The sequence below is a fragment of the Rummeliibacillus sp. BSL5 genome, assembly GCF_052928305.1.
In genome coordinates, this window is the sequence record NZ_JAVGCV010000001.1 from 1,936,486 (window position 1) to 1,953,689 (window position 17,204).

Genomic DNA, 17,204 nt, shown 5'->3' on the forward strand with positions numbered 1-17,204 from the left:
CTCCGCTTCCTGTGGGGTCTTACCTGACTCGCTAATCCCCAAGGAGTCTCCGCCACCCGCACTTCTACAAAGTTTTAACATCAAATATTTATTATCAAATTCTCTGCAACTATACTTTTAGTACTCTCATGATTACTAGCAGGATTCTGCTCTTGAATTCCCTTTGTATTCTTTTAAATTTTCCTTTAATTACAGTTTTCTACTAACTATATTCGTAGAACCCTCTTCCAGATTTCTTGCCAAGCCAGCCTGCTTTGACGTATTTTCTAAGCAGTGGGCATGGGCGATATTTGCTATCGCCGAATCCTTCGTATAGTGTTTCCATGATATATAGGCATGTATCTAGCCCGATAAAATCAGCTAGCGTCAGTGGTCCCATTGGATGGTTCATACCAAGCTTCATCACTTCATCGATTGCTTCTTTTGTTGCAACCCCTTCATAAAGTGTGAAGATGGCTTCATTGATCATTGGCATAAGTACACGATTTGCCACGAATCCTGGGAAATCATTCACTTCTACAGGTACTTTTTGAAGTTTTTTTGTTAACTCTTCAATTGAGTTATATACTTCATCAGAAGTAGCAAGCCCGCGAATAATTTCGACTAGCTTCATGACAGGCACTGGATTCATAAAGTGCATGCCGATTACTTGTGCTGGTCTATTTGTCACTGCTGCTATTTCAGTAATAGGCAGTGAAGATGTGTTAGAAGCAAGAATGGCATGTTCTGGTGCTATTACATCTAGTTGTTTAAATATAGATTGCTTGGTATCCATGTTTTCAACAGCTGCTTCAATCACCAAATCAACTTCTTTTGCATCCTGAAGTGACAATGATTTAGTAAACCGTTGCAAGACAGCCGCTTTTTCACTTTCGTCCATACGTCCTTTTTCTACATTGCGTGACAGGTTTCGCGTAATTGTGCCTATGCCTCTTTCATACGACTCTTCGCTAATGTCATTTAGCAGTACTTCTAAACCTGCTTGAGCACAAACTTGGGCAATGCCTGATCCCATTTGGCCAGCGCCAATGACCATTACTTTTTGTATTGCCATCTTAGTATCCCTCCGTTGTCGGTACTTCGATCATAATCGCGTCTCCTTGGCCACCGCCCGAACAGATAGCTGCGATACCAATACCACCACCGCGACGACGTAATTCATACGCAAGAGTTAAAATAACACGCGTTCCTGATGCACCGATTGGGTGGCCTAATGCTACAGCGCCGCCGTTAACATTGACTTTTTCTTCATCCAAATTAGCAATTTTACTGCTAGCAAGTGCAACAGCCGCAAATGCTTCATTGATTTCAAAAAGGTCAATTTCTTCTAATGATTTACCTGTCTTTTCAAGTAGCTTGTTAATAACTAATCCTGGTGTCTGCGGGAAATCGTTTGGTTCTACTCCAACCTCTGCGTGACCTAAAATAGTTGCTAACGGTTTTAAGCCATTTTCCTCTGCATACTGCTCGCTCGTTACCACAACTGCACATGCACCGTCGTTAATGCCAGGAGCATTACCTGCAGTAACCGTTCCGCTATCTTTAGTGAAAGCAGGTCTCAATTTGCCAAGCACCTCGATGGATGTATCTTTTCTTGGCGCTTCATCTTGGTCGACAACGACTGGCTCGCCTTTTCGTTGTGGAATGCTAACAGCAACAATTTCTTCACCGAGTTTACCGCCTTCTATTGCCGCAATAGCATTTTGGTGGCTACGCAGTGACCAATTATCTTGTGCTTCTCTTGTAAGTCCAAATTTTTCTGCCGTCTCGTCGCCATACGTACCCATATGTACATGATTTGGTGAGAACGCACAGGAAAGGCCGTCATAAACCATGCCGTCCACAATGGCTCCGTCTCCCATACGGTAGCCGAATCGTGCTTTTGGCAAATAATACGGCGCTTGAGACATCGACTCCATCCCGCCTGCTACGATCACGTTTTCCTCTCCAAGCCGTATTAATTGATCTGCAAGCGTCACACTGCGCATACCAGATGCGCATACTTTATTGATTGTTTCAGTTTTTACAGTGTAAGGTATACCTGCTTTAGTAGCAGCTTGGCGAGAAGGTATTTGGCCTTGCCCTGCTTGCAACACTGTTCCCATAATGACTTCATCTACTTGCTCTGCATCTACATTAGAACGTTTTAATGCTTCTTTAATAGCAGCTCCCCCTAGATCGCTTGCTGCCAAAGAACTTAAACTTCCCCCGAATTTCCCAAACGCTGTACGTGCTCCGTCAATAATCACTGTTTTTTGCAAGTTTGACACCCCTTTTTGTCATTGGTTACGCTTACATAAAAATTGAAATGATGAGTATTTACATTTTGATTGAACGCTCGCTCAATTAACTTTTAGAAAAAAAGAGAGGGCTCTAGCTCTCTCTTTTTTACTTGAGTTAAGTTTATAAAACTTTCAAAATTTATGCAATACTTTAATTTTTTTCTCGTTTTAAACGGTTTCTTCTAAAGGCTCCGGCACTGTTTGTATTTCGCCGCACACTGATTTTTCAAGTAGCTCAGCAATATCATATGTGCCAACCGTTTCTTCCACTTCTTTCGCTTTTGTTCCATCTGATAGCATTGTTAAACAATATGGACAACCAGACGAGATGATAGTTGGATTAACTGCTAGCGCTTGTTCAGTACGCGCCACATTGATTCGGTTTCCAACATGCTCCTCCATCCACATAAGTCCGCCACCAGCTCCACAGCACATGGCTGTATCGCGGTTTCGTTCCATTTCCACTAGCTTCACACCAGGGATTGCTTTTAAAATTTCACGCGGCGCATCATACACATCATTGTATCTGCCAAGGTAGCAGGAATCATGGAATGTAATGGTTTCATTCACTGCGTGTTGCGGTTTAATTTTTCCACTCATCACCAGCTCATATAACATTTCTGTATGGTGGAGAACTTCACCATTCCAACCAAAATCACTATATTCATTCTTAAAAATATTGTATGCATGCGGATCGATTGTGACGATTTTTGTGATGCCTGCTTTTTCAAATTCTTTGATATTTGCTTCAGCCAGCTCTTGGAATAAAAATTCATTTCCTAAGCGGCGCGGTGTATCGCCTGAATTCTTCTCTTTGTTGCCCAAAATAGCGAATTTCACACCTGCTTCGTTCATCAAATGCGCGAAGGACAACGCAATTTTTTGTGAGCGGTTATCGAATGACCCCATTGAGCCAACCCAGAACAAGAATTCGAATTCTTCTCCAGCTTTTGTTGCTTCTTTTACTGTAGGAATGTGAAGATCAGGACGAGCATCTCTCCAATTTTCCTTCTCTTTACGGTTGATACCCCACGGATTGCCTTGGCGTTCGATGTTAGTCATCGCGCGCTGCGCATCAGGGTTTACGCGACCTTCTGTCATAGTTAAATAACGTCGCAAGTCAATAATCTTTTCAACATGCTCATTCATAACAGGACATTGGTCTTCACAGTTTCGGCAGGTAGTACATGCCCAAATTTCCTCTTCCGTAATGACATCACCAATCAACGACGGGCTGTATACATCTTCAATTACAGCGCCTTCTGCTCCTGCAGCCATTGCTAGTTGATTACCTTTTGTATGGCCAAAGAACATCTTTGGTACCCAAGGTTGTTGATGTGTTTGTACAGCGCCTGTAAATGTAAGATGATCACGTAACTTTGTCATCAAATCCATCGGTGATAGCATCTTGCCTGTCCCTGTTGCTGGGCACATATTTGTACAGCGCCCGCACTCAACACATGCGTATAAATCAATTAATTGGAGCTGTGTAAAATCTTCTATTTTCCCTACGCCAAATGAAGGCATCTCATCTTCTGATTCACCCTCTTCATCTTCAAGCGCATTAAAATCAATCGGAGTTAATTTCCCTGGCGGTGTCAAAGGATTGAAATATACATTGGCTGGTCCCGCGATTAAGTGCGCGTGTTTGGATTGCGGCACATAGACTAAGAAAGTCAGCAAGAATAATAGGTGGACCCACCACATAACGAAGAACACAGCAATAGCTGCCGTTGTTGGCAAGAATGCAAATGCAGTAGCAATCAACGATGCGACTGGCTCAGACCATGTTGCAGATTCGCCATGCCAGATCATGCCCATGCCATTTCCCACAAGAACGGATACCATTAAGCCACCGATAAATAGCAATACAAGGCCTGACTTAAATCCTCGTTTCAAACGTACTAGCTTTTCCACATAACGACGGTAGAACGCCCAGACAACAGCCACCAAAATCACTAAGGTGACGATTTCTTGGAAAAATGTAAAGTAAGGGTATAGCGGTCCAAATGGTAGATGGGAACCCGGCTTTAACCCTTTCCATATAAAATCAATAGCGCCAAACTGAACTAGTAGGAAGCCATAGAAGAACATGACATGAATGGCACCGCTCTTCTTGTCTTTCATTAGTTTCTTTTGGCCAAAAACATACACCCAAATTTTTTCTAACCGTGCTTTAACATTGTTATCAAATTCGGTTTTCTTCCCCATTTTAATGAACTGATAACGCGTTTTTACTAAATACGTAAACAATCCTAAAGCATAAGCGACTACCCCTAAAAACAAGATCCAATTGACGATCAACAATGGATTCATGTTATTCCCCCCTTATGTTGTTACTCCCCTTTGTTTTATCTCAAGAGAATTCTGAAAATACTCTGTTTTGTCTATTGTAAAATATGAATGAGCATTCAGTCAATCACATTTCTAGGATTCTCTTAGAATTTCTGTGAAAATGATTTTCTCCTTCCGTAAACTTTTTTCTAGAAAGCGAAAGTATATTTCAACTTGTCTAAGTATTCTATCATATTTATTTTCTCTCGCCCAATCAATTTTTCTCTAAAAAAACGCCGAGAAATCTAAAGGATGATTTCTCGGCGTAATATTATGGACTGTCTTTCCAGCTAATCGGCAAGAGTAATTCACCGAACAGCGATTGGGCAGTATGTATTTTTTTAGGCTCCACCCCAATTAGAACAACAGTTGATGGACCTGCTGAAGCGTGAGGTTCCCATGCGCAAGTAAAAGGTTTGCTACCAAAAATGCGTTTGATTTCTCCTGCTATTCCTTTCGAGCCCACCGGCCATACAGATGCAATTATATTCCCTTGCCTAGCTTTGTAAATAGATTTCAACGAAGCAACCTTTTCTTTTTCAGCCAGTAGGTTTTCTCCTACAAGCGGTTTGCCGTATGTAAACCATTTGAGCGTTTCTGGAGCTTTTGATTGATAGATTTGCTCTCCTAACATGGTAATCGCTAAGCCTGATTGTAGCGTTTCAATGTTGGACTCAGTACTTCCGCTTATAGGTGGAGAAGAACATTCTATCTCATCGAATACTTGATGAACCCCTTTTAAGTAGCGCACCCATGCTTCGTCGCCGCTAAAGTTATGCATAAGAATGGAATGTGGTTCAGCGCCTGCAGCCCATTGCTCTAAAAGCGTCACGCGAGCCGAAAAATAACTGACCATTTCATCTGGCACATGTACTGTATCTTTCTTTTTTTGCCCAATTGCTCCTGCATTATCCGTTGTAACAATGAGTCCATTTGGTAGTTGTATAGCATTTCTCATCGACACGTGTCTCCCACTTTTCCGGTTACTTTTGTTATTGCCGGTAAGCATAATCCTGCAATAACGGCATTTATAACGGTAGCGATGAATATGCCGGGGGTAATAGCATAGTATGTTTGCGGTGAAATGAGAAAGTAAAACGGCAACGGCGCTAAAATACCGTTTACGATGACAGCGAACAGCCATTTTAGTAGATGATGATTTCGTTGATGAAGTTTAGCAAAACCATAGACTACTGCAAACATTTCGATGGCGATCAGCGCGTGGAATGGAAGCGTCATCGGAAATCCACTAAGCTCTGCAGAGACCATATGTCCAATCGCCGCTGCCGCACCTGCAATCGGGGCAGGCAATAATGCAGCACCCAAAAATGCAGGGGCTGAATCAAGCGCTGCCGAACCGATGCCAACAGGTATTTTAATCATTGCGCCAATTGCACTTAATGCAGCAATCATCGCTGTAAATGTAAGTCTACGATATTTCATGCGGATTAATCCTTCTCTTTACGGCCGCCATTTTTAAATACTTTCGCCCCACGGATATATTCAATATCAGCAACATTTATTCTACAATTGGCTACACGGGCAGCAGCAAATAAATAATCGGATAAACGATTGAGGTATCGTCCAACAACTAACGGCACATCGTTTTCCTCGGAATTTTTGAAAAGTGTGACAGTCAAACGTTCTGCACGTCTTGCAATAGTGCGGGCAATATGCAAAGTAGCTGCGCCAGGAGAGCCTCCCGGTAGGATAAAGCGTTCAAGTAAAGGCGGCTCATCCATTAGTACATCAATTCGTTTTTCCATAACTTCGATCGGCTCATCTGTCATTTTATAATGGCGCTCTTTCATCACATTCGCTAAATCACCGCCACAATCGAACAATTCATTTTGTATATTTTGCAAATCTTCTAGGATATCTTGGAATTTCTCTTGATCTAGCTCAGTCATTGCCTTGCCGATAAATGAATTCAATTCATCAATTGTGCCATATGCTTCTACTCGCAAATCATCCTTATCCACTCTTCGGCCAATAATGCTTGTTTTCCCCTTGTCACCTGTACGTGTGTATAAATTCATTGAAATCCCCTTCTTTCTTACTTAATATTTTCGCTCAAGCCATACCAGATGCGTGTGACATGTTCACTACTCTTAAATAGCTCCTGATAAAGCCTACCGCACGCATCCCTTAATATTCGATCATGCCGGCTAAGAGGAACAATTCCTCGCCCCATTTCAGTTGCAATGACGATCACCTGATGTTCTTTCTCCCATAATTGTAACTGTTTTGCTATCTTTTTCGCGAGTATTAATTCATCTTTTTCCTCATCTGATTGGAGAATTTTTTCTAAATGAGAAATGACAATAGTTTTGTTTTTGGGCTCTTTTGGCAGGACACCTTCATACCACGCTACATCATTTTCATGCTGTTCAATGAGCCAATTTCTCACATACTCATGTTTGCCGTTATAGGCACCACCGATAAAAACGTGCATCTTTCTCCCTCCTCAAAAGCCCTTCTCGACTCCCACTCCAATGTATATATATCATTATGCGTGACTACCCAATCCCAAAACTGGCTTTCGTGCGGTGCAAATTCCGTCAGCAAAACGCGAATCGTACCACCGTGCACTACGAGCGGGTACACTGATAAGCCTTGTGGCAATTTTTTAAAAGCTATCCGACAGCGATTAGTCATGATTTCTAATGTTTCGCCCTCCAGCGGTGCTACTTGATTCGAATCATCCAACCACTTTTGATAGTGCTGGTCTTCCTTTAATTCTTCATAGGTTTTCCCTTCAAACTGACCAAAGTTCAATTCCCTAAGCCCCTCGTCTTCTACATAAACCGCACCCGGAAAATAAGCTTCAGCCGTTTGCTTGCAGCGCACTAAATCGCTTCCGAAAACAACGGGATATTCCCTATTTACTACTGGCAGCTCTTCTCTTTTCAAAATGGGCTCATCTTTCCAGCCTAGATACCGCTTTTCGTCGTTGCTTTTTGTTTTGGCATGGCGTATTAGATGCACAACAACAGGACTATCCATAAAACCGCCTCCATCCCTTCGATAAGAGCTCCAAGCAAATCTCCTGAACTCCCGCTAAACTGCTGAAGTGACCACCATCTATAGATCATAGCAGCCAACACAATCATGAATAGCAGAAAAAGTATAGCCCATGTTCCACTAAGCCATATAAATAAAGCTCCTCCTACAATCATCGAACATACAGTTCCAATTAACCAATATTTCATATGTAAGTGCTGTTTAAAAAAGTGAGCCAATCCCTTCTCTTTAGATGTACGTGTACAAATAAAATAAATTGACATACACAATCGTGATAAGAAAGGAACAGCAATTAGCCATATCCAATGAAAAGACGGCTTCGCGAGCAATTCTGTCAAAAAGAAGATTTTAGCTAGAATTAGAAATACCAATGATATAGCGCCAAAAGCACCTGTCCGAGGATCATCCAAAATCTCTAATCGTTTTTTCTTATCTCTGTAAGAAAAATAGGCATCGCTTGTGTCTACATATCCATCCAAATGAAGTCCACCTGAACAAATGACATAACCGCTAATCAAAATAAAACTTAAAAGTAATGAACTAATGTCTGTGTATGTATGCAATAAATAATAGACACTAGACAACACAAAGCCTATCAATGCGCCCAGCCAAGGAAAAACGACAAACATGGCCGTGACGGTCTTTTTCGTCATTGGAATTTCTTTATGAATAGGCAAAATTGAAAAAAATTGAAGTGCAAGCAGCAGACCATTTGTCATTCTAATTCGCTCCCTACTTCCATTTATGTATAAAGCCGTAATCAATTTCAATTGCTTCTGAAGCATTCTTGACAAACCACTGGTGGAGCCTGCCAATTGTCTGCTGATATAGATGTACCTCAGGATTTGCGGAAAGAGGTTCATCTAACATTTCGTTGGAAACGATGGCGAGAGGTATTCCCATAGCGCGAATTTGTAAAATAGTGCTTTTCATCTCGTCCATCCGCTGTTTGAGTTTGCCTTCTTGCTTCCAAGCAAAAACGCCTGATTCACTCTGTTCATAGAATTCATTCGATAGCCAAGTTGTGACGCAATCCCAAAGAATAGCATCTCCTTGCTTCACCTGAACCAATACCTTTTTGAAATTCGTGGGTTGTTCAATGGTTACCCATTGATGCTCTTGCATTATCCGGTCATGTTTATGCCGCTCTATCCGGTTTGTCATTTCTTCATCGAAGGCTACACCCGTTGCTAAGTAGACCAAGCGATTTGCTCGCACTTCCTTTGCTAACTCTACTAATCGCTGCTCCGCATACGCACTTTTGCCGCTTCGAACACCGCCTGTTATAAATGAGAGTTTTGCTTGATCCATGCTTCCATCTCCTCTTGAAGAACTGCCATTGCCTGTTCATTCTTCATTCCTACTCGAAACCATTTACCATCCAATCCTTTAAAGTTTTCAGTATGCCGCAGGACAATGCCGCTGTTCAGCATTTCGTGAAAAAATCTTTGAGACAAATCTGGATGAGGAAGCTTAAAACAAACATAATTAGTCACGCTCTTTGTTGTTTTGCATCCTAATTTTTGCAGGAAATCTACAAATTTTGCTTTCGACTTTTTAGCATATTCTATGGATTTTTCTCTATAATGCGTTTCGTCGATACATTTTGCTCCTATATGGGCAGCGATGCCATTAATATGCCAATGCGGTACTTTTTCGCGCAATGCTTCAATCAATGCAGGAGAGCTTACCATATAGCCTAGCCGGATTCCTGGAATTGCGTACATTTTGGTCATCGAGCGCACAATGATTAGATTTGAAAAATCCTCTATGTACGAAATCATGGATGCTTCCTCCCCAATCCAATCGATGAAGGCTTCATCCAATATTACTGTGCAGCCCATTTTTTGACCTTCCTCTAAAAGGTGCACCAGTTCATTCCTTGGTGGCAGTACACCGGTAGGATTATTTGGTGTGCAAAGGTACAACAGATCGGCACGCTTCATATTTTCTATAATATGGTCTATTGGCAGCTTCCAATTTTCGATCTCTTCTACTGAGAGATGAATGATTTCTGTCCCATTTGCTCTTAAAGTTGCCTCGTATTCCGAAAAGGTTGGATGAACAATCATCGCACATTTTCTTTGAAAGTGTCCAGCAAGCAATGAAAAAATCTCGGCCGCACCATTCCCAAGCAATACGCGGCTCTTCGGAATGCCGTGATATGCTGCAATAGCAGATAGAAATGGTTCGCCGTGCGGTTCTGGATAGCTAGAAAGTAAGTGTATATAGCCTTGCCAGTTTTCTACTACTGAGAGGGGCGGCCCTAATGGATTTACATTTTCACTGTAATCTATGATTTGTTCTGGAAGCGGAATTGCTAATTCACTGTATAACAATTGCGGATTCGCTCCATGGTTAGGCAATGACAATCATAACTCCTCCTATCATAATACCGAGTAACCAAAAATAAGCTGTGACAGAATACATTTGATTTACGGCTAGCTGAATATGTCTCGGAGCTAACTCTACTTCCTTCTGCCCCATTGTGGCTCTTTTGGAGACAACACCTTTATAATAATTAGTTCCACCCAGTTGTACACCAAGCTGATAAGCAGTCGCTGCTTCTAAATAACCACTATTAGGGCTTGGATGCTTCTTGGCATCAGTCAACCATCCCCTCATTCGTTCAGAAAGTGAATGCTTCGTCTCATTTTGCATCGTTAAAAGGATCAGTAATCCTGTCAAACGGCTTGGGATATAGTTGAAGACATCGTCTGTATGAGCTGCTACAAAACCAAACTCATTGAATTCCTTATTTTTGTACGCAACCATTGAATCAAGCGTATTTACAGCTTTGTACATCCAGATGCCAGCTGCACCGAATAGAAAAGCCCAAAATAATGGAGCCGTCACGCCATCGCTCGTATTTTCAGAAACTGTCTCTACCACACCTCGTGTGACTTCGCTTTCCGAAAGTTTCTCTGTATCTCGCCCAACAATCCACGAAAGCTTCACACGTGCTTGTACTAAATTGCCAGCAGTAAGAGGTTCATAGACTTCCATCGCTGCTTGTTTCAAGCTCTTTTGGGCAAGCCCAAATGTAATGAGTAAACCTTCTACCAAGATGCCAAAAACAATGCCCACTTGATAGGCAATCACAACCACTGCATAAGCGGATACAGTCGTTGCTCCTACGACCAAAATGACTAGCAACGCACCCTTCGTTTTGCGGAATCCACCCTTATTCAATCGTTTTGTTAGCCATCCGATCAAACTGCCGATCCATTTTACAGGGTGCGGCATTCTTTTAGGATCTCCAATAAGACGGTCAAGAAAGATCCCTAGCGTACAAGCGATTAAATGTGCCAGCATTTAGTCTTGCTCCTTCGCTTTTTTATAGTCTTGCAGTGCAGTACAAAGGGTTTCATAAACACCGCGACCGATGAGCTTGCCTACTGCGGTTGCACTTCCTGCATATTCATAAAAAGGACCATTTTGCGTTGCGGCGATTAGCACACTATCTGTTGAGGTGCCTGTTGCAATGGTGCCAGAAACAACATCTTTAATTTGTTCTGTATACATCGCCTTTGTTTTCGCTTCCGTTATAGCAATCATCCCCTGCATGAACGATTCATCTGTCAATGTGCCATTGATAAACACCCATATATTAATAGTCCCTACATGAAATACATCTTCTCTTTTGTAAGCGCTCGCAATATCGATTGCATTACCCACCCCAGCAGTAACTGCCACAACAATATCGGCCTCGTCGGAAGTGAATTGCCGTACTACTGCATTTTTAGCTGGCACTGCAGTCATCATGGCGACTGTATTTGTAGGAGAAAATCCTTTCTCCATTAAGTATTCTTTTAATTCATCATGCGCATCATCGCACATATACTCTGCATCAACCGTCCGGTTAACGAAATACTGATACCAGCCGACGCCTGCATTATGGACGGCAGAGGAGAAAGCCTTCAAGGGTGAAGATGTATTTAACTCGACATACTCATCACGTATTTTTATATCTTCTGCTTTTATCGGAATACTTTCCTCCCTCTCCCCTATTTCAGGCATTAATGTCATTTGGGGTTTGGGCAAAATAGGATGTGGATAGGTCGATATAGTCGTGTGATAGACGTCTTTTATAAAGTGTTCTTTTAGCACCTCATGCGGCTCACCCAACGCATAAATTTTTCCTTTATTTAGCAAGAGCAGGCGATCACAGTAGAGCGCTGCCAGATTGATATCATGGAAGATGGACAGAACTGTTAATCCATTTTGGACCACTTCAAGGCGAATCATATCAAGTAGTTTTCGCTGGTGTTCGATATCCAAATGGTTAGTTGGCTCATCCAGCAACAATAAATCAGCACTCTGTGCCAGTGCTTGTGCCACATATGTACGCTGTTGCTCACCACCTGAAAGATTTTCAAGCAACTGTTTTTCGTATGAGAGAATGCCTGTGGACTCCATCGCCTTTTTAATCGCTGATTCATCCTCATCCGTCCATGTGGAAAGCCACCTATGCTGATAAGGGTAACGACCAATCGAAACTGTCTCTCGAACAGAATGCGAAAAAGCCTGTGTATGTAGTTGTGGCAGCACAGCCATTTTGCGGGCAAGCTCTTTTGCCGTATACTCCTCTCGACTCTTCCCTTCAATCTGAACATTTCCCTGATTGAATGGGAGCGTACCGCTAATAGCTTTAAGTAGCGTAGATTTGCCACTGCCATTTGGGCCAAGTACCCCTAAGAATTGGCCTTTTTCCACACTAAAATTTATACCTTTTACAATTGGATGTTTCTCATCATATCCTCCTGTAAGATCTTTTACGTTTAGCATTCTGTACCCCCCTATCCTTTTCGTTGCCTAAAGAAGATATAGGCGAATACCGGCGCACCAAGCAATGCCGTAATCACACCGATAGGCAGTTCTGTCGGCGCAATAATTGTTCTTGCAACTAAATCACAAAGTATGAGCAGTGATGCCCCGTTCATCAGTGAAAGTGGCAAAAGATGCTGATGATTCGCGCCAAAAAGCAAGCGTGTCATATGCGGTACTACTAGCCCCACAAATCCGATGGTGCCTGATACAGAAACAGCTGCTCCCGTTAACATCGATCCACCAATCAGTAGCGTTAATTTACTTCTTCTAACATTGACGCCTAAATATTTCGCTCGTTCTTCGCCAAATAGCATGGCATTCAATTCTCGTCGGTTCAGCCATAATAGAATTGTGCCCACTATGACGAACGGTAAAATCATCTTAACATATGGCCAGCCGCGCATCGACACACTGCCCATTAGCCAGCTAATGATTTGTCGAAGCTCCTCACCAGTGAGCGCGATCATCAAAGAGATGATAGAGCTGAGAAATGAACTAATGATTATGCCTGTTAATATCAGCGTTTCCATTTTCATCGCTTTGTCTACAAGCTTCGCAAATCCTAAAACCAAAAACATTGTCAATAATGCACCTATCATGCTGAATGCGGGCAACGTAAACATGCCCAATACAGGTGCTGAAAGACTGAAAAAGAGCGTCATCACGGCGCCCACTGAGGCACCTGATGACACTCCTAACGTATATGGATCAGCAAGCGGATTCTTAAGCAACCCTTGGAAAGCGGCACCTGAAATAGCTAATGATGCTCCAACGAGTCCTGCTAAAATCACACGAGGCATTCGAATAGACCATAATATATTCGATGCTACTTCATCTGCATTATTGTCCCATAACGTACTGATTGGCACTTTAACAGCGCCGGCTGATATCCCCAAAGCCATGCTCAAAAGAAGAATAGCAAGAGTTACGAGATATCCAACTACTATTTTTTTCACTTATTTAAATACCTCTGGATAAACAGCTTTCGCCACTTCCTCAAGCCCTTCAGCAAGGCGAGGTCCTGGACGGCTAGTCTTGTCCGGATCAACTTGTACTACTCGGTCGTTTTTAATAGCCTTTAAATCTTTAAACCCTTGGCGTTTTTTTACTTTCTCTACGATATTCGGTACATAATTATATGTGATTAAGTATACATCTGGGTCACGCTTAATAATTTCCTCAGGGTCGATTTTAAACCAACCTGATTGATCATCTGCCACATTTTTAACATTCGCTAGGTTTAAGATTTCTTGCATGAATGTATCTTTACCAGCTGTATAAATCTCAGGCTCATCAGAGTTTTCAACGAATACATTGCGTTTTTTTACATCTGCTACTTTAGCCTGTACATCTTTTACTTTCGCTTTCATATCTTCTACAATTTGATCTGCTTTTGCACTTCTATTTGTAATTTTGCCGATTGTTTTAATCGAGTCATATGTTTCCTCAAAGTTGCTGGCATTTTTAACGACAAATACAGGAATATCTGCATCTCGAAGTTGCTGTATACCGCTCTTTGCAGATTCGGCAATCATGCCATGCGCAAAAACGGCATCCGGTTTTAAGCTGATAATTTTTTCAATATTAAGCTCCATGCCGCCTACTTTATCTTTTTTAGTAGCAGCTTCTGGATACGTATCATTATCTGTCACGCCGATTACGTGATCATCTAATCCTAAAGCAAAAAGAATCTCAGTATTACTCGGCATTAAAGACACAATCTTCGTTGGTTCCTGCTTAAATTCGACTTTATTGTCTGTATCATCTGTTACTGTCATTGGATATGTAGCTGTTTTGTTTTCTGATTGCGTGGTTTTGTTTTCTGCTTCTGGCTTTTTAGAGTCGGATTGGCCACAGCCTACAAGCAATGTAAATGCCATCACAAGCATAAAACCAAGCTGCCATAGTTTCTTCATTTTTTACTCCCCCTGGTGTGTAAGATTACTGTTGGTTGGAGAAAAAGGTCTTTAACCTTTTCTCCAAAATAAAAAACTCTCGTTCACAACGAGAGGTTTGGTGATTGCAGCATTATAAAAAAGATCATAATGGCACCTATCAATCCTCGTCGATATAAACGGTGTTCTATAATCGGCAGGTATCCTGGCTCGTGATCATCGCGCATCGCACCTTCCCAAAGTTTCCTTCAGTGGCATTCTCGAATTGCTCACACTTACAGTGGCGGGACCGCATCGGCTTTTACCGATTTCCCTTTTAACCCAAATAGCTCTCTATTCGGGACCGATTAAACTATGTATTTTATTTCTTTTTATTATATCTAATATTTTGTAAATTAGGAAGAGATATTTAATAGATTATTCTAGTCAGGTAATTTCCAAGCTAGGTGAAGTTGTTTATCAACAAAAAAGCAGAGCAACAATATGGTGTTGTTGGCTCCGCTTTTTAAGAGTTATAATTATTACATTTTTTCCGGTGCAGAAACGCCAATCAATTTTAGCGCGTTCGCGATCGTTGTGCGAACTGCTGTGATAAGTGCAAGGCGTGCTTCTGAACGGTCTTTATTTTCTTCATCTAACACTTTTTCAGCATTGTAGAAGCGATGGAAAGTTGCGGCAAGTTCTTGAATATAGTTGGCGATACGGTGCGGTGCACGTACACGAGCAGCGTCAGCTACAATTTGCGGGAAATCGCCTACTTTTTTCAACAGCTCAATATCTTTTTCTGTAGACAAAGCGTCAAGGTGTTCGATTGATGGTACAAACCCTTTTTCTGCGCTTTGGCGCAAGATTGAGCTAATACGCGCATGAGCATATTGTGCGTAATATACAGGGTTTTCGTTTGATTGTTTAACAGCCAAATCCAAATCAAAATCTAAATGAGAGTCACCTGCACGCATAGCAAAGTTATAGCGTACTGCATCTAGGCCAACTTCTTCTACCAACTCACGAAGTGTAACTGCATTCCCCGTACGTTTAGACATTTTCACTTTCTCGCCGTTACGCATTAGGTTAACCATTTGAATGACTTCCACTTCTAATCGGTCGCGGTCATAGCCAAGTGCTTCAATCGCAGCTTTCATACGTGGAATATAACCATGATGGTCTGCACCCCAGATATTGATCAATTGGTCAAAGCCACGACGCAATTTATCTTCGTGATAAGAAATATCTGGTGTTAGATAAGTGTAAGAACCATCTGATTTTACTAATACACGATCTTTATCATCGCCAAATGTAGTAGAGCGGAACCAAATGGCACCGTCTTGTTCGAAAACATGTCCATTATCTCTTAGTTTTTGAAGAGCTGTTTCCACTTTTCCGTCTTTGTAGAGTGATGTTTCAGAGAACCAAACATCGAAATCCACACGGAAATCGTGCAAATCTTTTTGTAGCTTGCCGAATTCATGTTTTAATCCATGCTCACGGAAAAACTCAAAACGTTCTTCATCTGACTTATCAAGGATTTCAGGGCCATATTCTGCTGAAAGCTCTTTAGCGATTTCAATGATGTCTTTCCCATGATATCCATCTTCAGGCATATTGAATGGCAAACCAAGCGATTCGCGATATCTTGCCTCAAGGGAGTTCGCTAATTTATTGATTTGGTTACCGGCATCATTAATATAGTATTCACGAGAAACATCATAACCAGCAAAGTCTAAAACATTGCATAAAGAATCGCCGACTGAAGCACCACGCGCATGTCCTAGGTGAAGATCGCCAGTTGGGTTTGCAGAAACAAATTCAACTTGGACCTTTTCACCTTTGCCTGTGTTTGTACGGCCATAATTAACGCCTTGATCTAAGACCATCTTCACAACATCTGCTAAGTAATCTTTGCGCAATGTGATGTTCATAAAACCAGGGCCAGCAATCTCGATGTTTTCAATATTTGTTTGTTCTGTTTCAAGGTTTTCAAGAATCGCTTCTGCTATCGCACGAGGTGGCTTTTTAGCCAGCTTAGTTAGCTGCATCGCCACATTCGTAGCATAGTCACCATTCTCTTTGCTTTTCGGTGTTTCAAGGTGAATATTCAAAGAACTCGTATCTTCAATGATGCCTGCTTTTTGAATAGCTGCTTTTAGCGCATCTTTAATGGCTTGTTGCACTTGTTCTACTGCGTTCATTTATTTCCCTCCGTGTACTGTAGTTCTAATATAAAATTGCCCGCATGTTCGGAACCGATAATTAATTCGTACTGTAGATAAAACCGGCCGCTGTGCGTAGTTTCCGATGGATGGTATTTCATTTCCTTCACCTGAGTAAATAACGGTAGTTGTCCAAATTGGCTTTGATAATGGCCCCTTTGTGATTCTCCCACGACAAATGGCATGCGCATCTTAACATCACCATTGCGAATAATCATTGCATCCTTATCACCAAACCGCAATGTTGTCCGTATATGTGAGTCCTCTTGCACTTCGGTGTATTGCAAATAGATTTGTCCGCGTTTTTCCATAAGGGTACCCTCAGACCAAAACTCAATCTGCTCAGGCTTTTCACCTTGTTGTGTGATTGTTGAAGTTATTTTTAATTGTACCGGTATTGAAAGAGCATCTGGCATAAGTGATGCCTCCATTTTCTACTTAATATAACCTTTTTATTATAGGATAGGAGAGGAGTTCATTTCAAGGTACAACTTGCGATTGAACCCCTTTCTGTCAGTTTAACCATCCTATCCTCAATGTGCCCAAAGCAAATCTATTTCAGAATAAAAATACATTTTAACATTTCTTTATGCAGATTGAAAAAATTTTTCTTCTCGCTATCTAGGTAA

General features: G+C 41.7%; 17 protein-coding genes and 1 riboswitch. All 17 genes read right to left on the reverse strand.

From position 1 onward, the window contains the following. Positions 1 to 202: 202 nt before the first annotated feature. A complete protein-coding gene (locus RCJ93_RS09570) occupies positions 203 to 1,054 on the reverse strand; it encodes a 3-hydroxybutyryl-CoA dehydrogenase (protein WP_150283444.1) in 852 nt (283 codons plus the stop codon). Position 1,055: 1 nt separating this feature from the next. Further along, positions 1,056 to 2,261 (reverse strand): acetyl-CoA C-acetyltransferase, encoded by a 1,206-nt coding sequence (locus tag RCJ93_RS09575; protein ID WP_150283443.1) that lies wholly within the window; start codon positions 2,259 to 2,261, stop codon positions 1,056 to 1,058. 189 nt (positions 2,262 to 2,450) lie between these two features. Continuing rightward, a complete protein-coding gene (locus tag RCJ93_RS09580) occupies positions 2,451 to 4,598 on the reverse strand; it encodes a (Fe-S)-binding protein (RefSeq protein ID WP_147195454.1) in 2,148 nt (715 codons plus the stop codon). Positions 4,599 to 4,887: 289 nt separating this feature from the next. Continuing rightward, complete coding sequence (locus RCJ93_RS09585) at positions 4,888 to 5,574, reverse strand: hypothetical protein (protein ID WP_150283441.1); 687 nt, start codon at positions 5,572 to 5,574, stop codon at positions 4,888 to 4,890. Further along, a complete protein-coding gene (locus RCJ93_RS09590) occupies positions 5,571 to 6,059 on the reverse strand; it encodes an ECF transporter S component (protein WP_150283440.1) in 489 nt (162 codons plus the stop codon). The genes RCJ93_RS09585 and RCJ93_RS09590 overlap by 4 nt, the downstream gene beginning before the upstream one ends. A gap of 5 nt (positions 6,060 to 6,064) precedes the next feature. Continuing rightward, positions 6,065 to 6,655, reverse strand: a complete 591-nt coding sequence (locus RCJ93_RS09595; RefSeq protein ID WP_066791697.1) for a cob(I)yrinic acid a,c-diamide adenosyltransferase — start codon at positions 6,653 to 6,655, stop codon at positions 6,065 to 6,067. A gap of 17 nt (positions 6,656 to 6,672) precedes the next feature. After that, positions 6,673 to 7,071: a bifunctional adenosylcobinamide kinase/adenosylcobinamide-phosphate guanylyltransferase gene (locus RCJ93_RS09600; protein ID WP_150283439.1), complete on the reverse strand. Its 399-nt coding sequence runs from the start codon at positions 7,069 to 7,071 to the stop codon at positions 6,673 to 6,675. Further along, positions 7,023 to 7,622, reverse strand: coding sequence for a histidine phosphatase family protein (locus RCJ93_RS09605; protein ID WP_150283438.1), 600 nt, complete (start codon positions 7,620 to 7,622; stop codon positions 7,023 to 7,025). Before RCJ93_RS09605 ends, RCJ93_RS09600 begins: the two co-directional genes overlap by 49 nt. Then, on the reverse strand, positions 7,595 to 8,359 hold the full coding sequence (gene cobS / locus RCJ93_RS09610) for an adenosylcobinamide-GDP ribazoletransferase (protein WP_190323352.1): 765 nt from the start codon (positions 8,357 to 8,359) through the stop codon (positions 7,595 to 7,597). Before cobS ends, RCJ93_RS09605 begins: the two co-directional genes overlap by 28 nt. A 13-nt stretch (positions 8,360 to 8,372) precedes the next feature. After that, positions 8,373 to 8,951, reverse strand: coding sequence for a bifunctional adenosylcobinamide kinase/adenosylcobinamide-phosphate guanylyltransferase (locus tag RCJ93_RS09615; RefSeq protein ID WP_150283436.1), 579 nt, complete (start codon positions 8,949 to 8,951; stop codon positions 8,373 to 8,375). Further along, entirely contained in the window at positions 8,924 to 10,012 is a 1,089-nt protein-coding gene (locus tag RCJ93_RS09620) for a pyridoxal phosphate-dependent aminotransferase (RefSeq protein ID WP_150283435.1), read from the reverse strand. The genes RCJ93_RS09615 and RCJ93_RS09620 overlap by 28 nt, the downstream gene beginning before the upstream one ends. Further along, positions 9,999 to 10,955 carry an adenosylcobinamide-phosphate synthase CbiB gene (cbiB, locus tag RCJ93_RS09625; protein WP_150283434.1) on the reverse strand — a complete coding sequence of 319 codons (957 nt, stop codon included), beginning with the start codon at positions 10,953 to 10,955 and terminating at the stop codon, positions 9,999 to 10,001. The genes RCJ93_RS09620 and cbiB overlap by 14 nt, the downstream gene beginning before the upstream one ends. Further along, complete coding sequence (locus RCJ93_RS09630; RefSeq protein WP_150283433.1) at positions 10,956 to 12,428, reverse strand: adenosylcobinamide amidohydrolase; 1,473 nt, start codon at positions 12,426 to 12,428, stop codon at positions 10,956 to 10,958. It abuts the gene before it with no gap. An 11-nt stretch (positions 12,429 to 12,439) separates the two neighbouring features. After that, complete coding sequence (locus RCJ93_RS09635; RefSeq protein WP_190323351.1) at positions 12,440 to 13,426, reverse strand: FecCD family ABC transporter permease; 987 nt, start codon at positions 13,424 to 13,426, stop codon at positions 12,440 to 12,442. Then, positions 13,427 to 14,386 carry an ABC transporter substrate-binding protein gene (locus tag RCJ93_RS09640; RefSeq protein WP_150283432.1) on the reverse strand — a complete coding sequence of 320 codons (960 nt, stop codon included), beginning with the start codon at positions 14,384 to 14,386 and terminating at the stop codon, positions 13,427 to 13,429. It abuts the gene before it with no gap. A 157-nt stretch (positions 14,387 to 14,543) separates the two neighbouring features. Beyond that, positions 14,544 to 14,728: riboswitch (cobalamin riboswitch) on the reverse strand. A gap of 158 nt (positions 14,729 to 14,886) precedes the next feature. After that, entirely contained in the window at positions 14,887 to 16,554 is a 1,668-nt protein-coding gene (argS, locus tag RCJ93_RS09645; RefSeq protein ID WP_150283431.1) for an arginine--tRNA ligase, read from the reverse strand. Then, positions 16,551 to 16,991 carry a DUF1934 domain-containing protein gene (locus RCJ93_RS09650; protein WP_066791681.1) on the reverse strand — a complete coding sequence of 147 codons (441 nt, stop codon included), beginning with the start codon at positions 16,989 to 16,991 and terminating at the stop codon, positions 16,551 to 16,553. The genes argS and RCJ93_RS09650 overlap by 4 nt, the downstream gene beginning before the upstream one ends. Positions 16,992 to 17,204: the final 213 nt, after the last annotated feature.

Excerpts from the sequence above, each read along its gene's own strand:
- RCJ93_RS09570 (WP_150283444.1), bottom strand. The coding sequence starts at position 1,054 with ATGGCAATACAAAAAGTAATGGTCATTGGCGCTGGCCAAATGGGATCA.
- RCJ93_RS09580 (WP_147195454.1), bottom strand. The coding sequence starts at position 4,598 with ATGAATCCATTGTTGATCGTCAATTGGATCTTGTTTTTAGGGGTAGTC.
- RCJ93_RS09585 (WP_150283441.1), bottom strand. The coding sequence starts at position 5,574 with ATGAGAAATGCTATACAACTACCAAATGGACTCATTGTTACAACGGAT.
- RCJ93_RS09590 (WP_150283440.1), bottom strand. The coding sequence starts at position 6,059 with ATGAAATATCGTAGACTTACATTTACAGCGATGATTGCTGCATTAAGT.
- RCJ93_RS09595 (WP_066791697.1), bottom strand. The coding sequence starts at position 6,655 with ATGAATTTATACACACGTACAGGTGACAAGGGGAAAACAAGCATTATT.
- RCJ93_RS09600 (WP_150283439.1), bottom strand. The coding sequence starts at position 7,071 with ATGCACGTTTTTATCGGTGGTGCCTATAACGGCAAACATGAGTATGTG.
- RCJ93_RS09605 (WP_150283438.1), bottom strand. The coding sequence starts at position 7,622 with ATGGATAGTCCTGTTGTTGTGCATCTAATACGCCATGCCAAAACAAAA.
- cobS (WP_190323352.1), bottom strand. The coding sequence starts at position 8,359 with ATGACAAATGGTCTGCTGCTTGCACTTCAATTTTTTTCAATTTTGCCT.
- RCJ93_RS09615 (WP_150283436.1), bottom strand. The coding sequence starts at position 8,951 with ATGGATCAAGCAAAACTCTCATTTATAACAGGCGGTGTTCGAAGCGGC.
- cbiB (WP_150283434.1), bottom strand. The coding sequence starts at position 10,955 with ATGCTGGCACATTTAATCGCTTGTACGCTAGGGATCTTTCTTGACCGT.
- RCJ93_RS09630 (WP_150283433.1), bottom strand. The coding sequence starts at position 12,428 with ATGCTAAACGTAAAAGATCTTACAGGAGGATATGATGAGAAACATCCA.
- RCJ93_RS09640 (WP_150283432.1), bottom strand. The coding sequence starts at position 14,386 with ATGAAGAAACTATGGCAGCTTGGTTTTATGCTTGTGATGGCATTTACA.
- argS (WP_150283431.1), bottom strand. The coding sequence starts at position 16,554 with ATGAACGCAGTAGAACAAGTGCAACAAGCCATTAAAGATGCGCTAAAA.
- RCJ93_RS09650 (WP_066791681.1), bottom strand. The coding sequence starts at position 16,991 with ATGCCAGATGCTCTTTCAATACCGGTACAATTAAAAATAACTTCAACA.